The following is a 20,653-nucleotide window of genomic DNA, read 5'->3' as shown; positions in this document are numbered from 1 at the left end:
AAATGCTCACTGCAACGCCGCTTCGTCGTAGTCCAGCTCGCGAATCAGCGTCTGCAGCATCTGCTCGTCAATATGGCGGCGCTTGCGCAACCGGTAGAGCTCCTTGCGCTGGACCTGGATGGCTTGCAGCCGCAGGTCGGTCTCCAGCGCATAGCGCTTGCGGGCGTGGTCGGCCTGGTTGTCCCGTTCCAGCGCCATCGCCTGCAACTCCTGGCGGTAGGACTCGATGATTCGGGCAGTGACCGCCCCCTTCATTTCGGCGTCGTCGTCACCATGGCGGCTCATCCACTCTTCCAGCCACGTGACGGCTGCCTGGGTAGCGGCCTGGCGCGCCTTGAGCAACTCGCGTTCGTGCTCCTCCAGATCGTTGAGCGACAGGAACTTCATGAAGTACGGGATGCCCAGCGCACCGAGGATCAGTGAGAGAACGATCACCGCAGCGGACAGGAAGATCATCAGATCGCGACCGGGAAACGGCATCCCATCGACGAGCAGCGGCACCGACAGTACACCAGCCAGGGTAATCGCACCGCGCACGCCAGCTACCGAGCTCAGTGTCGTGATCAGCAGCAATGGCTGGCTTTCGCCCCCCTTGCCGCGCAGCTTGAGCAGGCGGGTCTCGATCCAGTGGTAGGCATAGATGAAGACAAAGCGGATCGCCAGCAGCAACGCCATGATTACCACGGCGTAGAACACCAGCGTGCTCATCTCGTAGCTCTGGGTGGCGGAGGCCTCCCAGACGCGCCCGATGATGCCGGGGAACTGCAACCCGAGAAGCAGGAACACCACGCCATTGAAGCTGAAATCGAGCATTTCCCAAATGCTGCGGCTGAGAATTCGGGTACTGGTCTTCACCGGCAACATGTCGACGCGACTCTGTACCATACCGGCGGCCACTGCCGAGAGGATGCCCGACATGCCGGCATGCTCGGCAAGGAAGAACGCCGCGAACGGCAACAGCAAGATGGTAACCACATAGGTCGCCGGATCGTAGAGGTTGCGTGCGGTCATCCACTGTTTGATCTTGCCAACCGTCCAGCTCAGCCCACCGCCGATCAGTAGCCCACCCAGCGCTACGAGCAGAAACTCGCCGGAGACCGAGAGCAGGGAGAAGCTGCCGGTCATGACGGCGGCGATGGCGATCTTGAATGAGACCAGGCCCGTGGCGTCATTCATCATCGCCTCGCCTTCCAACTGGTGAGACATGTGGCGTGGCAGACGACCTTGGGCGATGGCGATTACCGACAGCGCATCGGTGGGTGACAGGATCGCGGCCAGCGCGAAGCTGGCAGCCAGCGGGATCGACGGAATTAGCCAGTGGATGAAATAGCCCACCCCCACCACCGTGACCAGCACCAGCAGCAGCGACATGGCAGCGATCTGCCCGCCGTGCTCGGTGAACTCCTTCTTGGGAATCTTCCAGCCGTCGTAGAACAGCAGCGGCGGGATGAACAGCATCATGAAGATCTCGGGGTCGAGCTCGACCTCCATGCCGAACGGCGGCAGGGCAAGCAGGCTGCCGATAATGATCTGCAGGATGGGAAGAGGGAGCGGGATGATGTTGGCGACGATACGGCTAGCGCCAACGGCCAGGGTCAGCAGGAAGACGAGGTTGAGTATGTCCATGATGGTGGCAGGACCGGATAGGTGGCGAAAGAATCTTGTTACCAGTAGCTATCGGCGGCGACCCGGGTCTCTGTAATCTTTCCGAAGCGCTGTGGCGAGGCTTGTGGCCGCTCGAACACACGTCAACAGCTGGCGACCTACAGGTGGAGCGTTTCAGTGATGTGACGGAACGATGAATTAAAACCAAAGTTGCATCCAGTCACGCCAGAGCGGGCCGATAGTACAACGATAAGAAGCATTCACTTCTCTACGCAGGAGATCCGCTTGATGGCCAAAACAAGACACAAGACACGCCGCGGTGGTTCACTCAGTCTGCAGGGCAAGGTCCTGCTGCTGGTGCTGGCCCCGTTACTGCTGGTAACCATCGCCCTGATCGGGGTGGTCGCCTATGACCTCGTCCAGGCGTCGCGCTCCGCCCTGGCCGAACAACGCACCATGCTGATCGAGTCGCGCCAGGCCGCCGTACAGAACGTGATCGAGACCGCCAAGTCGGCTATCGAACCTATCGTCGCCGAGGCCGGCCCCAACGACACCGAAGCCCAGGCTCGCGCCAAGGAAATTCTCAGTGGCCTGCGATTCGACGGCAGCAACTATGTCTTCGTCTACGACTATCAGGGCACCACGCTGGTACAGCCAGTGAAGCCGGAAAGCATCGGCAAGAACGCCATCGAGACAAAGGACAAGCACGGCAACCTGCTGATCCGCGACATGATCACCCTCGCCAAGCAGGGCGGCGGTCATTACCAGTACGCCTGGCCGCATCCGGCCAGCGGCGAGGTCGAAACCAAGTATTCCTATGCTACCGGCATCGACACGTGGGGCTGGATGCTGGGTGCCGGTACTTACATGACTGAAATCGACGAGGCCATGGCCACCGTCGAAGCCACCAAAGCTGCAGAACTGCGCAGCGTCATGACCATCACCATCCTTATCGGCGCCGTACTGTTCATCGGTGTGGCCCTCGTCGCTTTCTGGCTGACCCGGCGCACCATCCAGCCCATTCGTCGTACCGCCAGCGCCATGCAGGATATTGCCCAAGGCAAGGGCGACCTGACCCGCCGCCTTGCAGTGGAAAGCCGCGACGAGGTCGGTGAGCTGGCGGCCCAGTTCAATGCCTTCGTGGAGCGCATGCAGGAGACCCTGCGTGAAGTGCGTGCCAGCACCGTACATGTCTCCCGCGCCTCGGGCGAGATTGCCCGCGGCAGCGAGGAATTGGCGGCACGAACCGACCAGGCCGCCGCCAGCCTGCAGGAAACCTCGGCCTCGATGGAGGAAATCACTTCCACTGTCGCGCATAGTGCCGAGTCGGCCCAGCAGGCCAATCAGCTGGCCCAGGCCACGGCCGACGTGGCACGCCGCGGCGAGGCCTCGATGAGCCAGGTCGAACGCACCATGAACGACATCAACGCCTCGGCGGCCAAGATCGGCGAGATCATCACCATGATCGACTCGATCGCCTTTCAAACCAATATCCTGGCGCTCAACGCCTCGGTAGAAGCGGCCCGAGCCGGTGAGCACGGTCGTGGCTTCGCCGTGGTCGCCCAGGAAGTGCGCACGTTGGCCAGCCGATCCAGCGAGGCCTCGCGGGAGATTCGCGAGCTGATCGATACCTCCGTCTCGCATACCCGCTCGGGCACCGAGCTGGTGCGCAGCGCGGGCGAGACCATGCACGAGATCGTCTCCAGCGTTGCCCGCGTCACCGATGTAATCGGCGAGATCAGCGCCGGCGCCCGAGAGCAGAGCAGTGGTATCGGGCAGGTCAACGTGGCAGTGACGGAAATGGACACCATGACCCAGCAGAACGCGGTCATGGTTCAGCAGACGTCAGCCGCCGCCGGCGCCATGCGCGAGCACGCCCAGCGCCTGAGCCAACTGATCAACGCGTTCGTACTCGGTGATGACGGAAGATCGTCGGCAGCCGCATCGCATGCGTTGCCCTCGCAACCAGCAGCGCGGCCGGCACCGACGCGCATCGAGAAAACCAGATCGCCGGTTCCCAGCGATGGCGATGACTGGGAAGCGTTCTAATCACGGCTGATGCATGCACCTGCGTGCGAAAAGACCGACTACGGTAAAGGCTCCCATCACAGGAGCCTTTATCTTATGCCCACCGAACTGACGTTACTCGGCTGGACACTGGTCCTGGCCATCGTCCAGATCCTGCTGCCCGCGATGTGGCGCAACCGGGAAGCCGGCATCGACTACAATGCCGGACCGCGCGATGGACCCGGCCCGCCGATGGGCAAGATCACCGCACGGCTGTTCCGGGCCCAGCACAACCTGTTCGAGACCTTGCCGCTGTTCATCGGCGCTATCCTGATCGCCCATGTCGGCGGCCAGACCGGGGCGCTGACGCTATGGGGCGCCTGGCTCTACTTCCTGGCCCGTGCCGCCTACATCCCGCTGTATGCACTGGGCATCCCGTGGATCCGTTCGCTGGTGTGGATGGTCGCCCTGTTCGGGCTTTGCCTGGTGCTGCTGGCGATCCTTTTCTAGCTTCCTGCTACGCCCTGCCCTGCGGGGCGTATTGCACACGCTGACGATTTCGTTCGCTCGGGCCCCTTTAGGTATGATGGGCATGTCTTCGTTTTGGATACCGACATGCACACCCCTCCCCGCCAGAACCTGGGAATGAGCGCCTACGCCTGGCTCAAGCGCGACATTATCCGCGGCACTCACCTGCCCGGCACCAAGCTACTGATGAGCGGGCTGAAGGAACGTTACGGGCTGGGTACGGGCCCACTGCGAGAAGCGCTTTCGCAACTGGTGGCCGAGCGATTGGTGACGGCCGAAAGCCAGCGCGGCTATCGCGTCGCGCCGATGTCGGTCGAGGAACTGAAGGATATCTACGATGCCCGCGCGCAACTCGAAGGCTTGGTCGTGCACTTGGCGATCGAACGTGGCGACGACGCCTGGGAGGCCGAAATCCTGGCCCGGGCACACACGCTGAACAAGGTCGTCGACGTCAGCGGGCCGGATGAGGTACTGGCTGTGTGGGACCAGCGCCACAAGGCGTTCCATGCCGCCATTGCCGCCGGTTGTGGGACGCACCATCTGCTGCAGGTGCGCGAGTCGCTATTCGACCAGGCCGAGCGTTACCGTCACCTGTGGCTCTGCGAGACCGTCTTTTCCAGCGCGGCGATCGAGCAGAAGCGCGGCGAACATGACGCCCTGGCCGATGCCATCCTGTCACGCGATGTCTCGCGTGCCGTGCCCTTGATGCGCGATCATCTCATGACGCCGGTTCCGATCATCATCGATGTCATGCGTTCGCGCGGCCTGGCCTGAACTGCAACGTGAAACTCCTCGATCCTCTCCTGGTGACATCTCTCGGCACCGCGCCGGCGAGCTATACCTGAAGCCGCCTTCACATATTGCGCTCCGCCTCGTCGTGGCGCTTGTTCCCCGCACCTCAGTAAATTATATTGGCCGCTCGTTAGTTATATAAAACAATTACTTAACACCCTAACAATCCCACCATAACAGGAAAATCAAATGGCCAATTCGCATTCGACGAGCCAGTTGGCGCGTGTGCTGGCACGCAAGGATGTTCTCGCCCTGGCGTTCGGAGCCATGATCGGCTGGGGCTGGATCGTCATGACCGGAAGCTGGATCCAGTCGGCCGGTAGCCTGGGGGCGATTACTGCATTTCTGATTGGTGGCGTGGCCATCATTCTGGTCGGCCTGACCTACGCCGAGCTGGCCTCCGCCATGCCGCAGGTCGGTGGCGAGCATGTCTACAGCTATCGGGCCCTGGGACACTTTGCCTCGTTCATCTGTACCTGGACCATCGTGCTGGGCTATATCAGCGTGGTCTCCTTCGAGGCCGTGGCGCTGCCTACGGTGGTCGATCACCTCTTCCCCGGGTATTCCGTCGGTTACCTGTGGACCGTGGCCGGCTGGGACGTGGAAGCCACCTGGGTGGCGGTCGGCGTGCTCGGCTCGCTGATGATGATGGGTATCAACTATCTCGGTATCCGCACCGCCGCGCTGGTCCAGAAGCTAGTGACGGTGCTGATCCTGGTGGTCGGCATCATGTTCATTACCGGGGCGCTGTTCACCGGCGAGACGACTACCATGGACCCGCTGTTCAATGTCGATAATGGCGTGGTCGGCGGCATCATGATGGTCATGATCATGGTCCCCTTCATGTTCGTCGGCTTCGATGTCATTCCGCAGGCCGCCGAAGAGATCAACCTGCCGTTCCGCGAGATTGGCCGCGTGCTGATGTTCTCGGTAATCCTTGCCGTATTCTGGTATGCGCTGATCATTCTCGGCACTTCCCTGATGCTCGACCCGCAGGCACTGTCGGCCAGCTCGCTGGCCGTGCCGGATGCCATGCAGGCCGTATTCGGTGCACCGTGGGCCGGCAAGCTGATGGTGCTGGCCGGTATCGCCGGGATCATCACAAGCTGGAACGCGTTCTACATCGGCGGCTCACGGGCCATCTATGCGCTGGCCGAGGCCGGCATGCTGCCCGCCTTCCTGGCCAAGCTGCACCCTCGCCACAAGACGCCGGTCAATGCAGTCCTGATGATCGGGATCATCTCGAGCCTGGCGCCCTTCTTTGGTCGCCCGGCACTGGTCTGGCTGGTAGATGCCGGTGGTCTGGGCATCGTCATCGCCTACCTGTTCGTGGCGCTGTCGTTCCTGGTTCTGCGCAAGCGCGAGCCCGATATGGAGCGTCCGTTCAAGGTCGGTTACGGCAAACTCGTCGGTGGCCTTGCCGTAGCCTTGTCGCTGGGCATGGTGTTCCTGTACATGCCGGGTAGCCCGTCTGCCCTGTTGCCGGTGGAATGGGCGGTGTTCGGTGGCTGGATGATTCTGGGGTTGGCCATGTATGCCTGGTCACGCGCTCGCTACGGGGTGGATTACACCGCGAAAGCCATGCGGCGTGAACTGGCTGGCCACTCGCCGGCCGACAATATGCCCTGATCTTCCTCCCCTTTTCGTGCTTAACAACCCCGGCCATGTGCCGGGGTTTTTGGTTTGGTACCGATACGCCTGCCCGTTATCAGTCGTTGGCCAACAGGCAGGCTATGGTCGTAAACTCAAAAATGCTATGTATGACAAAAACCGCCATTCAGGGATAGCCCCGCATACAGGAGACCAACACCCCATGGCCGAGGAAGTCACTCTCTCCCTGGCAGACGCCGAGACATTGAGCCGCCAAGTACTTACCAACAACGGCTTCAACCCGTCCCATGCGGCAGCGATCACCCGCAGCGTCGTGGCCGCCCAGCGCGATGAATGTCACTCTCACGGTCTGTATCGGCTGATTGGCTGTGCACAGACGGCGCAATACCGGGGCATTGACCCAGGCGCCGAGCCCGAAATCATCGACCAGGCGCCAGGTGTCGTAAGGGTCGACGCAAAGCAAGGGTCATCATTGCTGGCCTTCGAGATGGGCTTGCCGCTGCTCGTGGAAAAGGCCAATCGTAACGGCATTGCCGTGCTCGGCATCAATAACAGCTTTCATTTTTCGGCGCTCTGGCAGGAAGTCGAAGCCCTGTCGGAACAGGGCCTGGCAGGCATCGCGATGACCCCCAGCCATGCCTATGTGGCGCCAGCCGGTGGAAAATCCCCGTTGTTCGGCACCAATCCCTTTGCCTTTTCCTGGCCGCGGCCGGGCAAGACGCCCTATACGTTCGACTTTGCCACCAGTGTGGTGGCACGGGGAGAAATCGAACTCCACAAGCGCGCCGGCAAATCCCTTCCGCAGGGCTGGGCCATCGACCGTGAAGGCAACCCGACGACCGACCCGCAAGCGGCACTCGATGGTGCCCTGCTGCCTTTCGGTGGCTACAAGGGGTCGGCGCTATCGACCATGATCGAGTTACTGGCCGGCCCGTTGATTGGCGATCTGCTCGGTCACGAAACCCAGGCAGCCACGCCGGATGGTGAGGGAAAGCCTTTCCACGGAGAGCTGATCATTGCCTTCTCGCTGGAGGCGTTCTTGGGTAGCGACAAGGAAAGACATCAGCAGCATGCCGAGGCGCTATTCGACGGTATCCTCAGCCAGGGGGCGCGGCTTCCGTCGCAACGACGCTTCGAAGCCCGAGAAAGGAGCCGAGTCCATGGCGTGACCATCCCCCAGGCTCTATATGACGAACTCAAGGCACTGGCCACGCCGGGCTGAGCAGATCTTCAGATTTTCTCCAACCACGCCCGGCTCAGCCAACCGCCAGCCCGGGCAATCTCGGCCTCGTCGGCACCGGCATAGCCCAGTACCAGGCCGGGCTCGCCGGGGCCCTGCAGGTAATAGCGCGATAACGGCGAAAGTGTGATGCCCTGGGTTCGCGCGGCCTCGACCAGGCGGCGCTCCTCATCGTGCGAGTCCAGCCGGGCCACAAGATGCATCCCGGCCTGGCCTCGCGACAGCTCAAGCCCTTGCGCCAGGGCCGATGCCAGCGCTTCGCGCAGGGCCGCCTGGCGCTGCCGGTAGCAGGTACGCATACGTGCCACATGGCGGGCGAAGTGGCCCTCGGTGATGAATTCGGCGAGGGCCGACTGGACGACGTACTGCCCTTCGCGATGCAGGCGAGCATTGGCCCGCCGGAAGTCGTCGATCAGCGCCTCGGGCAAAACCAGGTAACCGAGCCGAAGCCCCGGATAGAGTACCTTGCTGAAGGTTCCGACATAGATCACCGGCGTATGCGGTGCCAGGCCCTGCAGCGAAGCCACCGGCGCCGTGGTATAGCGGAACTCGCTGTCGTAATCGTCCTCGACGACCCAGGCGCCATGGCGCTCGGCGGCGGCCAACAGCGCGAGGCGTCGTGCCTGGGGCATGGTCACGCCGCTGGGGTACTGGTGCGACGGGGTGACGTAGATCAGCCGCGGCGACGGCGATCCTGGCGGGACCGCCTCGGGTTGTAGGCCATCGTCGTCCACCGCAACGGGTACGACATTCAGGCCCGCCGCAATAAAACACGCCTGGGCGCCGCCATAACCGGGCTCCTCGATCCAGGCCGACTCACCAGGGTCGGCCAGTAGCCGGGCGATCAGCTCGAAGCCCTGCTGCGCCCCCTGGGTGATCAGGATCTGCTCGGGACGACAGTTCACCGAGCGGGACAGGCGCAGATAATCGCAAAGCGCCTCACGGAGCGCCGGCACGCCGCCCAAGGACGAGTAGTCGAACCAGCGCGTGTCGGCCCGGTGCTGATGCCGGCGCAGCAGGCGCTGCCAGCGCTCGCGGGGAAACCGGTCCAGCGCCGGCACGCCGGGAGCGAAGGCCCGATGTCCGGTGCTCAGCGTAGCGCAGAAATCGAGCAGCCGTTGGCCGCGCCGGGATAACCGCACCGCCGCGGGCGACAAGGGCGTGTCGCTCAGCGTCTGTGGCGGCGAGGGCAACGCAGCGACGAACAGCCCGGCCCCCTGCCGCGCGACGACGAAGCCCTCCGCCACCAGTCGATCCATTGCGGCCAACACCGTATTGCGTCCCAGTGCCAGCGACTGGGCCAGCCGGCGCGATGAAGGAAGAGCACTTCCCGAGGCCAGTTCGCCGTGCTGAATCCAACCGCGCAGGGCCTCGTACAGACACTGCGCCCGTGGCTGGGTCTCGGATGCCTCGAGACGCATGGCCAGTGCCTCGACGATCCATTCGCTGCGTGCCCGTGTTGCGCTCACTGGCTCCCCTCAATTGGCTTTAACTGGTTCTTACAGGGGAACCACTATGTCGCCAGACTGGGATCCTGTCATCGCTTTTTTGGGGATTCTCATGGCCTGCCTTCGTCCTGCGAGCACTGCCGATCTCGATGCCTTGAGCCTTCTGCTCGATGGCTATCGGCAATTCTATGCCCAACCCGGGGATACCCACGCCGCTCGTGCCTTTCTCGTTCAGCGCCTGGGGCTCAGCGATTCGCACCTGCTGGTCTACGAGGACGACGCGAACCAGCTTATGGGCTTCGTCCAGCTCTACCCGGTGCTATCGACCGTCAGCCTCGCTCCACGCTGGATACTCAACGATCTGTTCGTCGACCCCAAAGCACGTGGCCAAGGTATTGGCCGAGCCTTGATGCAGGCCGCTGCCGAACTGGCTAGGGACCATGGCGTGCCACGCCTGAGCCTGAGCACCCAGACCGGCAATGGCGCTGCCCAACGGCTCTACGAATCGCTGGGCTGGCAGCGCAACGACGCCTTCTATGGCTACATCCTTGATATCGACTGACTGGAGACTGACATGCCGAACCCGACTTCCGTCGTGCTTGCCTTTCCGCCGGACACGCCCGAATCGACCGCCAATGCCATGGCCGCCAAGCTCAGCCATCATACCGATGCCTGGGATCTGTCCGTGGACCTGGCCAACGACATCCGTGAACTCGTCGTCATCGATACCCGCAGTTCGGCAAAGTACCTGGCGGGCCATATTCCCGGGGCAATCAGCCTGCCGCATCGCGACATGACACCCGAGCGCCTGGCCGAGCTGGCCACAGAGCGCGTCTATATCACTTACTGCGATGGCATCGGCTGTAACGCCTCGACCAAGGGCGCCTGGAAGCTCGCCCGACATGGGCTGCGAGTCAAGGAGCTGCTGGGCGGGCTCGACTTCTGGAAACGCGATGGCCACCCCGTCGCCAGCGGTGATACGCCCGGCAGCCTGGTCGGCGACATGCCGGACGACTGCGGCTGTGCTTGAGGCTTGCCGATGACCACGACTACCAACCAATTCGGTCAGCCCGTTGGCTTCCCGGTCGCTGACTGGCGACCGCCAATGCTGCCGGGCAATACCGCACTTCAAGGGCGCTTTTGCCGTCTCGAGCCACTCTCCGCTGAGCGGCATGCCGATGCGCTCTGGGCGGCCTGGCAGCAGCCCGATCCGGCAACCCCCGGCGACGGGAGCGGCAAAGCCCGCTGGACCTATCTGGGCGGTCGGCCCTTCAACGATGCGGCAAGCTGCCATGCCTGGCTACAGCAGTGTAGTGATGCGCAGGACCCTCGTTTCATGACGGTAGTGGCAACCGGTTCCGGTGATGCTTTGGGCGTGGCGGCCTGGCTCAACATCCAGCCGGAGCACGGCAGCGTCGAGCTGGGCCATCTCAACTTCTCGCCCCGCCTGGCTCGCACCCCGGTGGCTACCGAGGCGCTGGTCCTGATGATGCGTCATGTCTTCGACTTGGGTTATCGACGCCTGGAGTGGAAATGCGATGCCCTCAATACCCCTTCGCGACAGGCGGCGCAACGCCTCGGCCTTCGCTTCGAGGGCATCTTTCATCAGCACCGTGTGGTGAACGGGCACAACCGCGACAGCGCCTGGTACGCCTTGCTCGATCACGAGTGGCGCCGGCTCGCGCCGGTCTTCGAATGCTGGCTGTCCCCGGATAACTTCGATGTTGATGGCCGGCAACGCCAGGCATTGTCGACGCTGACCACAGCGGTGCTGACGCCACGCCCCGAACCCACCTGATGCAACGACAGTCGAGGAGTCCCATGTACCTGCCCCGCCACTTCGCCATGACCGAACACGCTGCCTTGCGGGCCGTCATCGATGAGCATCCCTTCGCCACGCTGGCCCTTGTCACGGGCTGCGGCGTCATGGCAGATCATCTCCCTCTGCTTTTCGATTCCGAAGGTGGGGAACATGGCGTGCTGCGCGGTCACATCGCCCGTGCCAATCCTCTCTGGCGAGAAGGCGAGGCCGATGCGTTGGCGATCTTCCATGGTCCGCAGGCCTACATCACACCGAACTGGTACCCGGACAAGCGTGAGCACGGCCGAGTGGTTCCCACCTGGAACTATCAGGTCGTTCACGCACACGGCCGACTGCGCTTTATTCACGATCCCGCCTGGCTCCTGGGACTAGTGACCGACCTGAGCGAGCGTTTCGAGCGAACGCAGGCCATGCCCTGGTCGGTCGAAGACGCCCCAGCCGACTACATCGAGGGGTTGTGCCGGGTCATCGTCGGCGTCGAACTGACCATCACTCAACTGACTGGCAAGCACAAGGCCAGCCAGCACAAGTCCGACGCCGAACGTGAGGCTATTTACCGGGGGCTGCAGGCGGAGGAGGGGCTTGGAGCGGCCACTGCGGCGTGCCTGAGCGGCGACGGGCTGCCAGATTAGCCAGCCGAATAGCGCTCTGCCGGGCATCGCATGGCCGGGTGCGGTATCATGCCCGGCTTCTCGCCCCGCAGTGCGCCAGCGTGACGGGGCGGTACGCTGATTCCTCCGCCATTCAAGCCGTTCAGGAATACCGATGAATGCAATCGTCCTGGCCATCCTGGTGATGGTCGCCCTGAGTCTTGCCCGCGTTTCCGTGGTCTTCGCACTAATTGTCGCCGCCCTGGTCGGTGGCCTGTACAGCGGCATGGATATTTCCGACGTGCTCGTCGCCTTCAATGACGGCCTCGGTAACGGCGCTACCATTGCCCTGGCCTACGCCACGCTGGGCGCCTTTGCCGTTGCCCTGTCGCGTTCGGGCATCACCGAGCTACTATCCGCCAAGGCTATCGACAAGCTGCAATTGGATCGGGGCACCCCGCCCCGCACCGGGATCTATTTCGCCCTGCTGGGCATTCTGCTGATCGCCGCGATCTTCTCGCAGAACCTGATTCCCGTGCACATTGCCTTCATCCCCATTCTGGTGCCGCCCCTGCTCAAGCTGATGAACCATCTGCGCATGGATCGTCGTGCCGCAGCCTGCGCCATCACATTCGGCATCACGGCACCCTACATGCTGCTGCCGGTCGGATTCGGCGCGATCTTTCTCAACGATATCCTGCTGAGCAACCTCAACGAGGCCGGAGCGTCCTTGGGTCTCAACGTGACGCCCGACATCGTGCCGATGGCGATGCTGCTACCCATCGCGGGCATGGCGCTCGGCCTGGTTTTCGCGCTGACTGTCAGCTATCGCCGTCGGCGCGCCTATGAGGACCGCGACCTGTCGCATGCAGACCAGCGCCATGCGCAGGTCGCGTCCAAGGTCGAAACGGCCAAGCGCCTCGCGCCCTGGCAGAAAGCCGTACTGATCATCGCCATCGTCGGCGCCCTGGCTACCCAGTTGGTCTTCGATTCCATGATGCTGGGCGGCATTCTTGGTTTCGCCATCCTCTCGGTCAGCGGCGTGTTTCGCTGGCGTGAGCAGGACGACATCTTTACCGAGGGCATGCGCATGCTCGCCCTGGTGGGCTTCATCATGATCACCGCTTCCGGATTCGCCGGTGTGATGCAGGCCACCGGCGACGTCGAGACACTGGTACAGAGCTCGGTGGAGGTGATCGGCGACAATCGCGGACTAGCGGCCCTGATCATGCTGCTGGTGGGCCTGTTCATCACCATGGGCATCGGCTCGTCATTCTCGACCATACCCATCATCGCCTCGCTGTATGTGCCGCTGGCCATCAGCTTCGGCTTCTCACCGATGGCCACGGTCGCCCTGGTCGGCACGGCGGCCGCACTCGGCGATGCCGGGTCTCCCGCCTCGGACTCGACCCTCGGCCCCACCGCCGGGCTCAACGCCGACGGCCAGCACGATCATATCTGGGACACCTGCGTGCCCACCTTCCTGCACTACAACCTTCCGCTGATCGCCTTCGGCTGGGTTGCCGCAATGATCCTGTAAGCCGGTCCTCGACACGCCCGGCCATCAGGCCGGGTTTGCTTCATCCGCCACCGGCACTACAGTGAATAAGGACGCATCCATTCAGGGAGGAAACACGCATGCAACGTCACTGGATTACGCTCATGGCAGGATCGGCGCTGGCCCTGTCATTCGCCGTTGCGGCCCACGCCCAGGAAAGCGATGGCAGTGATTTCGCCTTCTGGGACACCGATGCCTCGGGCGACATCAGCCAAGAGGAGTGGGATGGCGGCATCGCCAACATCCGCACCGGCATGCAGGCCGAGGAAGGCGGCAATGCGAACGAGGATGATCGTGCCATCTACAACATGTACCGGGACTATAACGAGGTCGACCTGAACAGCGACGAACGCATCGATGAAACCGAGTTCGAGCGGATTCAGGACAGCCTCGAGAACGAATGATACCTGCCGGGGCGGGACTATCCCCGCCCTCGCCTCTCTCCCCTACCCTCACTCGCTCAGCCTGAGCTCGATCTGGCAACCCTCCTCTTCTTCATCGATGCCTCCTGCGCTTGAGTGTAGGCATGGCATGGGTCCGGCTTGTTAATTGTGCACTCGGGCTGAATCAAACCGTATTCACAAAAAGCGCTTACAGACCAACTCCTTGAGCGCCTGCCTTCCAAGGCTGTCAGAGCACCATACTTCCAAAAAAATATAATGGAAATACTTTCCATAAAAATTGACAGCCACAAAATGCCAGCCTAGATTTTGTATACAACAACCACAAAGGAGAACCCGGCCATGGCCAAGATGACCGCTGCCGAAGCTGCCGTGCATGTACTGCGCAAGGAAGGGATCGACGTGGCCTTCGGTGTCCCTGGCGCCGCCATCAACCCGTTCTACGCCGCGATGCGCAAGATCGGTGGTGTGGACCACGTGCTGGCCCGTCACGTCGAGGGCGCATCGCACATGGCCGAGGGTTATACACGCACTCGGGCCGGCAACATCGGGGTCTGCATCGGCACCTCCGGCCCGGCCGGGACCGACATGATCACGGGACTCTACTCGGCGCTGGGAGACTCCATCCCCATCCTGTGCATCACCGGCCAGGCACCGCGCGCCCGGCTGCACAAGGAGGATTTCCAGGCGGTGGACATCCAGGCCATCGCCGGCCCGGTAACCAAGTGGGCGGTTACCGTGCTGGAGCCGGCCCAGGTGCCACGCGTCTTTCAGCAGGCCTTTCACCTGATGCGCTCCGGCCGCCCCGGGCCGGTACTGATCGACCTGCCGCTTGATGTGCAGATGAGCGAGATCGAGTTCGATCCCGAGACCTACGAGCCGCTGCCCGCCTACAAGCCCGCCGCCTCGCGCGCCCAGATCGAGAAGGCGTTGAACATGCTCAATGCGGCCGAGCGGCCCCTGCTGGTTGCCGGGGGCGGCATCGTCAATGCCGATGCCAGTGAGTTGCTCACTGAATTCGCCGAAATCACCGGCGTGCCGGTGGTGCCAACCCTCATGGGCTGGGGCACCATCGCCGACGATCACCCGCTGATGGCCGGCATGGTCGGGCTGCAGACTTCGCATCGCTACGGCAACGCCACCCTGCTGGCCTCAGACTTCGTGCTCGGCATCGGCAACCGCTGGGCCAACCGCCATACCGGCTCGGTGGAGACCTATACCCGCGGGCGTACCTTCGTGCATGTGGATATCGAGCCGACCCAGATCGGACGCGTGTTCGGTCCCGATTACGGCATCGTCTCGGATGCCGGTGCAGCGTTGGCGCTGTTCGTCGAGGTGGCACGCGAGTGGCAGGTGGCGGGCAAGCTCAGGGACCGCAGCGCCTGGGCCGAGGAGTGCCGCGCGCGCAAGCGCAGCCTGCTGCGCAAGACCCACTTCGACAACGTGCCGATCAAGCCGCAACGCGTCTACGAAGAGATGAACAAGGCATTCGGCAGGAACACCCGCTACGTCAGCACCATCGGCCTGTCGCAGATAGCCGGCGCCCAGTTCCTGCACGTCTACAAGCCGCGCCAATGGATCAACTGCGGCCAGGCCGGCCCCCTGGGCTGGACGATTCCCGCCGCGCTCGGCGTGCGCCGCGCCGACCCTGTGGCCGAAGTCGTGGCACTGTCCGGTGACTACGACTTCCAGTTCATGGTCGAGGAGCTCGCCGCCGGTGCGCAGTTCAAGTTGCCCTACATCCATGTGCTGGTGAACAACGCCTACCTGGGGCTGATCCGCCAGGCCCAGCGTGGCTTCGACATGGATTACTGCGTGCAATTGTCGTTCGAGAACGTCAACTGTCCCGAGATCAACGACTATGGCGTCGATCACGTGTCAGTGGTCGAGGGGCTGGGCTGCAAGGCGCTGCGCGTGACGCGCCCCGAGGAGATCGCCGGTGCCTTCACCCAGGCCCGCGAGCTGATGCGAGAGCACCGGGTACCGGTGGTGGTCGAGATCATCCTCGAGAGGGTGACCGACATCGCCATGGGCACTGAGCTAGACGGCGTCAACGAGTTCGAGGCGCTCGCCGAGAATGCAACCGATGCGCCGACGTCGATCGCCTCGCTGACCTGACAACAACGAACCAGCGCAAGAAGACAAGGAGACTGACATGCCCAAGTTCGCCGCCAACCTCAGCATGCTGTTCACCGAGGAGGATTTCCTCGACCGCTTCAAGGCCGCCGCACAGGCCGGTTACCGGGGCGTCGAGTACCTGTTTCCCTACGACTACGCCCCGGCGCAGCTCAAGGAGCGCCTGGATACCCATGGCCTGACCCAGGTGCTGCACAACCTGCCGGCGGGCGACTGGAGCGCCGGCGAGCGCGGTATCGCCTGCCACCCTGACCGGATCGAGGAATTCCGCACAGGCGTCGACCGCGCCATCGAGTACGCCACGGCGCTGGGCTGCAAGCAGGTCAACTGTCTGGCCGGCATCAAGCCCGAAGGCGTGAGCGACGCCGACGCCCGCCAGACGTTGATCGACAACCTGCGCTTCGCCGCGCACAAGCTCGAGGCGGCAGGCATTCTGCTGCTTGCCGAGCCGATCAATACCCGTGATATCCCGGGATTCTTTCTCAACCGCACCGAACAGGCGCTGGCCTTGTTCGATGAGGTCGGTTCGGACAACCTGAAACTGCAGTACGACATCTATCACATGCAGGTCATGGAGGGGAATCTGGCCGCCACCCTCGAGACGCACCTGCCGCGGGTTGCGCATATCCAGCTGGCCGATAATCCGGGGCGTCACGAACCAGGTACCGGCGAGATCAACTATCCCTTCCTGTTCCGCCACTTGGAGCGGCTGGGCTACGACGGCTGGATCGGTTGCGAATACAAGCCGGCGGCCACGACCCGGGAAGGGCTGGGCTGGATGGATGGCGTAGGCGTCTGAGACAACCCGAGAACAAGATTGCGAGAAGGAGTCACGACATGAGCAAGATTGGATTCATCGGACTCGGCATCATGGGCCGCCCCATGGCCGGCCACCTGCTGAATGCCGGCCACACCCTGGTCACCGTCAAGCGCGACAAGCCGCTGGACGCCACCCTGGCTGACAAGGGCATGCGCGAGCTCGACTCACCGGCGGCCGTGGCCGAAGCCAGCGAGGTGATCATCACCATGGTGCCGGACACGCCGGACGTCGAGCAGGTGCTGTTCGGTGATCGGGGCGTCATCGAAGGGCTTCAGCCCGGCACGCTGGTCATCGACATGAGCTCCATCGCCCCGCTGGCGACCCAGCAATTCGCCAGGCGCATCCATGATGCCGGCGGCGAATATGTCGATGCGCCGGTCTCCGGGGGCGAAGGCGGCGCCATCAACGCCGCGCTGACCATCATGGTAGGCGCCACCGAAGAAGGCTTTGCCAGAGCCAGGCCGCTGCTCGAGATCATGGGCAAGACCATCACCCATATTGGTGGCCACGGCGACGGCCAGACCTGCAAGGTGGCCAACCAGATCGTCGTCGCCCTGACCATCGAGGCGGTCTCCGAGGGCCTGCTGTTCGCCTCCCGGGCCGGTGCCGATGTCGCCAAGGTGCGCGAGGCCCTGCTTGGCGGTCTGGCCCAATCGAAGATTCTCGACGTGCATGGCGAGCGCATGATCCAGCGTACCTTCGACCCGGGCTTCAAGATCCGCCTGCACCAGAAGGATCTCAACCTGGCACTGGAAGGCGCGCGCAGCCTTAACCTCGCCCTGCCGGGAACGGCCAACGCTCAGCAGCTGTTCCAGGCCTGCACCGCCCATGATGGCGGAGATTGGGACCATGCCGGAATGGTACGTGCCCTGGAAGCGCTTGCCGACCACGAGATCACCAGCAAGTAACCCTACCGAGCGCTGCATCGCCGGAGATTGCCGACCGGCGATTTCCGGTAGCCGCCATCCTCTGTGCGGTTACCGGTTTTTTATGTGGGTCTTCGTCGCCGTTTGCCGAGAGGTCATGTCATGGATGCCTTAACGCCCTTTACCAGCCGCGATACCACGCGGGCCTGGCTGTACCGCCTCGCCCAGGTCGCCGTTTCGGCGGTCCATCCCGCCAGCCTGCTTCCCGATCGCCTCCCCGAGCCGCCCGCCGGCCGCACCGTCGTGGTGGGCGCCGGCAAGGCGGCCGCGGCCATGGCGCAAACGCTGGAGATCGCTTGGCAGGCCTCGCATCCCGATGCGCCGTTGTCCGGGCTCGTGGTCACCCGCTATGGCCATGCCGAGGTGTGCCGACGGATCGAGGTGCTGGAAGCCTCGCACCCCATGCCCGACGAGCTCGGCGAGCAGGCGGCCCAGCGCATGCTGGGGTCTGTCCGCGACCTGGGCGAGGATGATCTAGTGATCGCGCTGATCTCGGGTGGAGGCTCGTCACTGATGTCACTACCGGCCCCAGGCCTGACCCTGCGTCAAAAACAGACACTGACCAAGGCGCTACTTCACAGCGGAGCGCCGATCCGCGAAATCAACACCGTGCGACGCCACCTATCGGCTATCAAGGGTGGCCGACTGGCTGCCGCCGCTCATCCGGCCCGGGTGGTTACTTACCTGATCTCCGATGTGCCCGGCGACGAGCCCAGCCTCATTGCCTCGGGCCCGACCCTGCCCGACGACGCCACGCCCGCCGATGCGCTGGCGATTCTCGAAACTCGCGGTATCGCGGTTCCCGATAGTGTGCGCCGTCACCTGGTTACCGACAGCAGCGCGCCGCGCCGCGACGATCCTGACTTTGCCCGAGACGAGGCCTTCGTGCTTGCCCGGGCAGCCGACGCCCTGGATGCTGCACGAGGGCACGCCGAGCGCGCTGGTATCGAGGTTTGCCTGCTCGGCGATGATCTGGAAGGCGAGGCACGCGACCTGGGCCGCGCACAGGGCCGCTTGGCGTTGAGCCTGCAAAGCGAACGCTCACATCCACTGCTGCTTCTCTCGGGAGGCGAGACCAGCGTCACCGTCAAGGGCGAGGGTCGCGGCGGTCGCAACGTCGAGTACCTGCTGGGCGTGTTCGAGACGCTCAAGGGCAGCGAAGGCATTCACGCCCTGGCCATCGATACCGACGGCATCGACGGCTCCGAGAGCAACGCCGGCGCCATCATTTCTCCCGATGGCTGGCAGCGGGCCAGGGCTGCCCGGCTTTCGGTAGCGGACTATCTGACCCGCAACGATGCCTACACGTTTTTCAACGCCCTGGACGACCTGGTCGTCACCGGCCCCACCCGCACCAACGTCAACGACTTTCGAGCCATCCTGATCCTGCCCCTGGATCGCCCAGTGGCATGAAACGCTGAGGGCGTCACGATATCGCAAAGCCCTTTCATCCTTTGGTCATCCGCACATGTGATGCTGGTCGGTAATTTCCCTCGTTACGGTATGACCAGAACGGGACATGATTTCTCATGAGAGAAAATTCGCTTGAGCCCCAACAGGCGACGGTCTACGTTTAAGTCACCAACCTTAACCAAACATTACCTATCGAGCATATAGAATCGCACGCCGATACACGTGATGGCATATAAAGAGGAGAGGACCGCATGGATCGCAGTCTGACCATCAACGAGGCAGTGGACTACGCGCGCAAGACTTTTGCCCCGTATCCGGTGGCAACGTTGATCGATGAAAAGGACGAGGTGGAAGTGACCGTTCAGGTGGATGGCTATGCCGTTCGCGTGGCGCACCTGGACAGTGGCTCGACTCCGACCCGCGAAGCCTATCTCGACGCGATTCGTAACGTACGCACCCGCATGCGAGGCATCGGCGCCCGCTTCGAAGACAGCGAACCTCACCAGGATAGCCGCTGAGTCTAGCTGTACTGATACTTCATATAAGCAAAAAGGCCTGCATGTCGGTGCAGGCCTTTTCTCGTCATGGTGAATTCAGCGTGGCTGGGCCAATACCTGCGTCCAGTAGGGTGAGTACATCGATCCCGGATCATCAGCCTTGGCCATACCCATCTCGGTGAAGGCCTCATTCATGATGTTGCGGCAATGTCCCGGGCTCTCCATCCAGCCATCGACCACGGCAACGATCGACGCCTGACCAGCGGCAATGTTCTCGCCTACCGCCCGCCACACGTAGCCTCTGCTACTGACGCGCTGTTGAATACCCACACCATCCGGGCCGGTATGGCTGAAATAGTCCTTCTTGGCCATATCCCGGGAGTGCGCCTGGGCAGCAGCCTCGAGGGTGCAATTCCAGGTCAGCGGTTCGGCCGCAGCAAAACGCTGGTTTCCGCACTGCCGAGCCTGGCTGCGCGCCTCGTTAACTCTCGACAGCATCTCTCGCTTGCGATCGGTCAGCTCGCAGTCGCCCTTGACTACCGTGTTGCCCTCCGGCGCGCCTTCGGCGGCCCAGGCTGCACTGCAAGCCATAAGCCCCAGCATGCCGGCCAGTACCCAGGTGACGGGCCATGTCGGTGCGAGACTAGCCACCGAACTTTTCATTTTCGCCCATATTCGGAGTAGCGTCTTTCTTGACGTTGGCTTTGGCGATCTCGTAAAGCTGGAAAGTCTTGCTTTCCTTGGCCTTCCAGTGCTCGCCCATCTGTACCTTGACTTCCAGCAGCGCCACATCCGGGTCGTCCTTGCCTTCAGGGAACCAGGCCGCGATGAAAGGATTCCAGTATTTCTCGATCAGCTCATGGTTATCAGTCAGGTTGGCCTTGCCCGAGAGCGACACGTATACCCCCTCCTCCTGATCGGAGAAGCTGAGACAGACGTCATGATCGACGGCGGTTTCAAAGACCTTCTCGGCACTGCGACGGGTGTAGAACCACAGGGTACCGTCGTATTCGTCCTGAACCAGGTGCATCGGCCGGGCACGAGGCATGTCACCGTCCAGCGTGACCAGCATGCCGACTTTGATGTCCTTGATCATCTTCCAGATCTTCTGCTTGTGCTCGGGGCTGGACATGGTTTCAACCTCCTGTCGAAAACGTATGGCGTAAGAGGATGACGACGTCGCTGCATCGTCATATAGCCAGAATCAGCCTAGCTACCCCCGCCGACCTCGGCAAACGGGCCATCCGACAACGGCGACA

20 protein-coding genes are annotated in these 20,653 nt (G+C 62.9%); 16 read left to right on the top strand and 4 right to left on the bottom strand.

Features of this window, described 5'->3' with window-relative positions; genetic code table 11:
* Positions 1-6 precede the first annotated feature (6 nt).
* Positions 7-1,626 carry a Na+/H+ antiporter gene (locus F568_RS0112300; protein WP_019019035.1) on the bottom strand — a complete coding sequence of 540 codons (1,620 nt, stop codon included), beginning with the start codon at positions 1,624-1,626 and terminating at the stop codon, positions 7-9.
* Positions 1,627-1,893: 267 nt separating this feature from the next.
* On the opposite strand from F568_RS0112300, the gene F568_RS26085 reads away from it, so the two are divergent.
* From F568_RS26085 to F568_RS0112275, 5 genes are all read left to right on the top strand, one after another.
* Positions 1,894-3,654 carry a methyl-accepting chemotaxis protein gene (locus F568_RS26085; RefSeq protein WP_019019034.1) on the top strand — a complete coding sequence of 587 codons (1,761 nt, stop codon included), beginning with the start codon at positions 1,894-1,896 and terminating at the stop codon, positions 3,652-3,654.
* 75 nt (positions 3,655-3,729) lie between these two features.
* Positions 3,730-4,122: an MAPEG family protein gene (locus F568_RS0112290; RefSeq protein WP_019019033.1), complete on the top strand. Its 393-nt coding sequence runs from the start codon at positions 3,730-3,732 to the stop codon at positions 4,120-4,122.
* Positions 4,123-4,227: 105 nt separating this feature from the next.
* Positions 4,228-4,914, top strand: a complete 687-nt coding sequence (gene csiR, locus F568_RS0112285; RefSeq protein WP_019019032.1) for a DNA-binding transcriptional regulator CsiR — start codon at positions 4,228-4,230, stop codon at positions 4,912-4,914.
* A 207-nt stretch (positions 4,915-5,121) separates the two neighbouring features.
* Positions 5,122-6,561 (top strand): APC family permease, encoded by a 1,440-nt coding sequence (locus tag F568_RS0112280; RefSeq protein ID WP_019019031.1) that lies wholly within the window; start codon positions 5,122-5,124, stop codon positions 6,559-6,561.
* A 184-nt stretch (positions 6,562-6,745) separates the two neighbouring features.
* On the top strand, positions 6,746-7,765 hold the full coding sequence (locus tag F568_RS0112275) for an Ldh family oxidoreductase (protein WP_019019030.1): 1,020 nt from the start codon (positions 6,746-6,748) through the stop codon (positions 7,763-7,765).
* 8 nt (positions 7,766-7,773) lie between these two features.
* Here the strand turns inward: F568_RS0112275 and pdxR are convergent, their stop codons facing one another.
* Complete coding sequence (gene pdxR, locus F568_RS0112270; RefSeq protein WP_019019029.1) at positions 7,774-9,252, bottom strand: MocR-like pyridoxine biosynthesis transcription factor PdxR; 1,479 nt, start codon at positions 9,250-9,252, stop codon at positions 7,774-7,776.
* 91 nt (positions 9,253-9,343) lie between these two features.
* On the opposite strand from pdxR, the gene F568_RS0112265 reads away from it, so the two are divergent.
* From F568_RS0112265 to F568_RS0112215, 11 genes are all read left to right on the top strand, one after another.
* Positions 9,344-9,793, top strand: a complete 450-nt coding sequence (locus tag F568_RS0112265; RefSeq protein WP_026300514.1) for a GNAT family N-acetyltransferase — start codon at positions 9,344-9,346, stop codon at positions 9,791-9,793.
* Between the two features lie 12 nt (positions 9,794-9,805).
* Complete coding sequence (locus F568_RS0112260; protein WP_019019027.1) at positions 9,806-10,261, top strand: rhodanese-like domain-containing protein; 456 nt, start codon at positions 9,806-9,808, stop codon at positions 10,259-10,261.
* Between the two features lie 9 nt (positions 10,262-10,270).
* Positions 10,271-11,029, top strand: coding sequence for a GNAT family N-acetyltransferase (locus F568_RS0112255; RefSeq protein ID WP_019019026.1), 759 nt, complete (start codon positions 10,271-10,273; stop codon positions 11,027-11,029).
* Between the two features lie 23 nt (positions 11,030-11,052).
* A complete protein-coding gene (locus tag F568_RS0112250) occupies positions 11,053-11,685 on the top strand; it encodes an FMN-binding negative transcriptional regulator (RefSeq protein WP_019019025.1) in 633 nt (210 codons plus the stop codon).
* Positions 11,686-11,818: 133 nt separating this feature from the next.
* Positions 11,819-13,183: a Na+/H+ antiporter family protein gene (locus F568_RS0112245; RefSeq protein ID WP_019019024.1), complete on the top strand. Its 1,365-nt coding sequence runs from the start codon at positions 11,819-11,821 to the stop codon at positions 13,181-13,183.
* Positions 13,184-13,281: 98 nt separating this feature from the next.
* Positions 13,282-13,605 carry a hypothetical protein gene (locus tag F568_RS0112240; RefSeq protein WP_019019023.1) on the top strand — a complete coding sequence of 108 codons (324 nt, stop codon included), beginning with the start codon at positions 13,282-13,284 and terminating at the stop codon, positions 13,603-13,605.
* Positions 13,606-13,944: 339 nt separating this feature from the next.
* A complete protein-coding gene (gcl, locus tag F568_RS0112235) occupies positions 13,945-15,720 on the top strand; it encodes a glyoxylate carboligase (protein WP_019019022.1) in 1,776 nt (591 codons plus the stop codon).
* Between the two features lie 37 nt (positions 15,721-15,757).
* Entirely contained in the window at positions 15,758-16,537 is a 780-nt protein-coding gene (gene hyi / locus F568_RS0112230; RefSeq protein WP_019019021.1) for a hydroxypyruvate isomerase, read from the top strand.
* Positions 16,538-16,575: 38 nt separating this feature from the next.
* Positions 16,576-17,466: a 2-hydroxy-3-oxopropionate reductase gene (locus tag F568_RS0112225; RefSeq protein WP_019019020.1), complete on the top strand. Its 891-nt coding sequence runs from the start codon at positions 16,576-16,578 to the stop codon at positions 17,464-17,466.
* A 120-nt stretch (positions 17,467-17,586) separates the two neighbouring features.
* Positions 17,587-18,897 (top strand): glycerate kinase type-2 family protein, encoded by a 1,311-nt coding sequence (locus F568_RS0112220; protein ID WP_019019019.1) that lies wholly within the window; start codon positions 17,587-17,589, stop codon positions 18,895-18,897.
* Positions 18,898-19,148: 251 nt separating this feature from the next.
* Positions 19,149-19,415: a hypothetical protein gene (locus F568_RS0112215; protein WP_019019018.1), complete on the top strand. Its 267-nt coding sequence runs from the start codon at positions 19,149-19,151 to the stop codon at positions 19,413-19,415.
* Positions 19,416-19,490: 75 nt separating this feature from the next.
* Here the strand turns inward: F568_RS0112215 and F568_RS0112210 are convergent, their stop codons facing one another.
* On the bottom strand, positions 19,491-20,045 hold the full coding sequence (locus F568_RS0112210; protein ID WP_019019017.1) for a CAP domain-containing protein: 555 nt from the start codon (positions 20,043-20,045) through the stop codon (positions 19,491-19,493).
* A complete protein-coding gene (locus F568_RS0112205; protein WP_019019016.1) occupies positions 20,038-20,526 on the bottom strand; it encodes a pyridoxamine 5'-phosphate oxidase family protein in 489 nt (162 codons plus the stop codon). The genes F568_RS0112210 and F568_RS0112205 overlap by 8 nt, the downstream gene beginning before the upstream one ends.
* Positions 20,527-20,653 lie beyond the last annotated feature (127 nt).

The sequence above is a fragment of the Modicisalibacter luteus DSM 23508 genome (assembly GCF_000378505.1).
GTDB lineage: Bacteria > Pseudomonadota > Gammaproteobacteria > Pseudomonadales > Halomonadaceae > Modicisalibacter > Modicisalibacter luteus.
The sequence above is the reverse complement of the archived record's forward strand: the minus strand, read 5'-3'. Positions and strand labels throughout refer to the sequence as shown.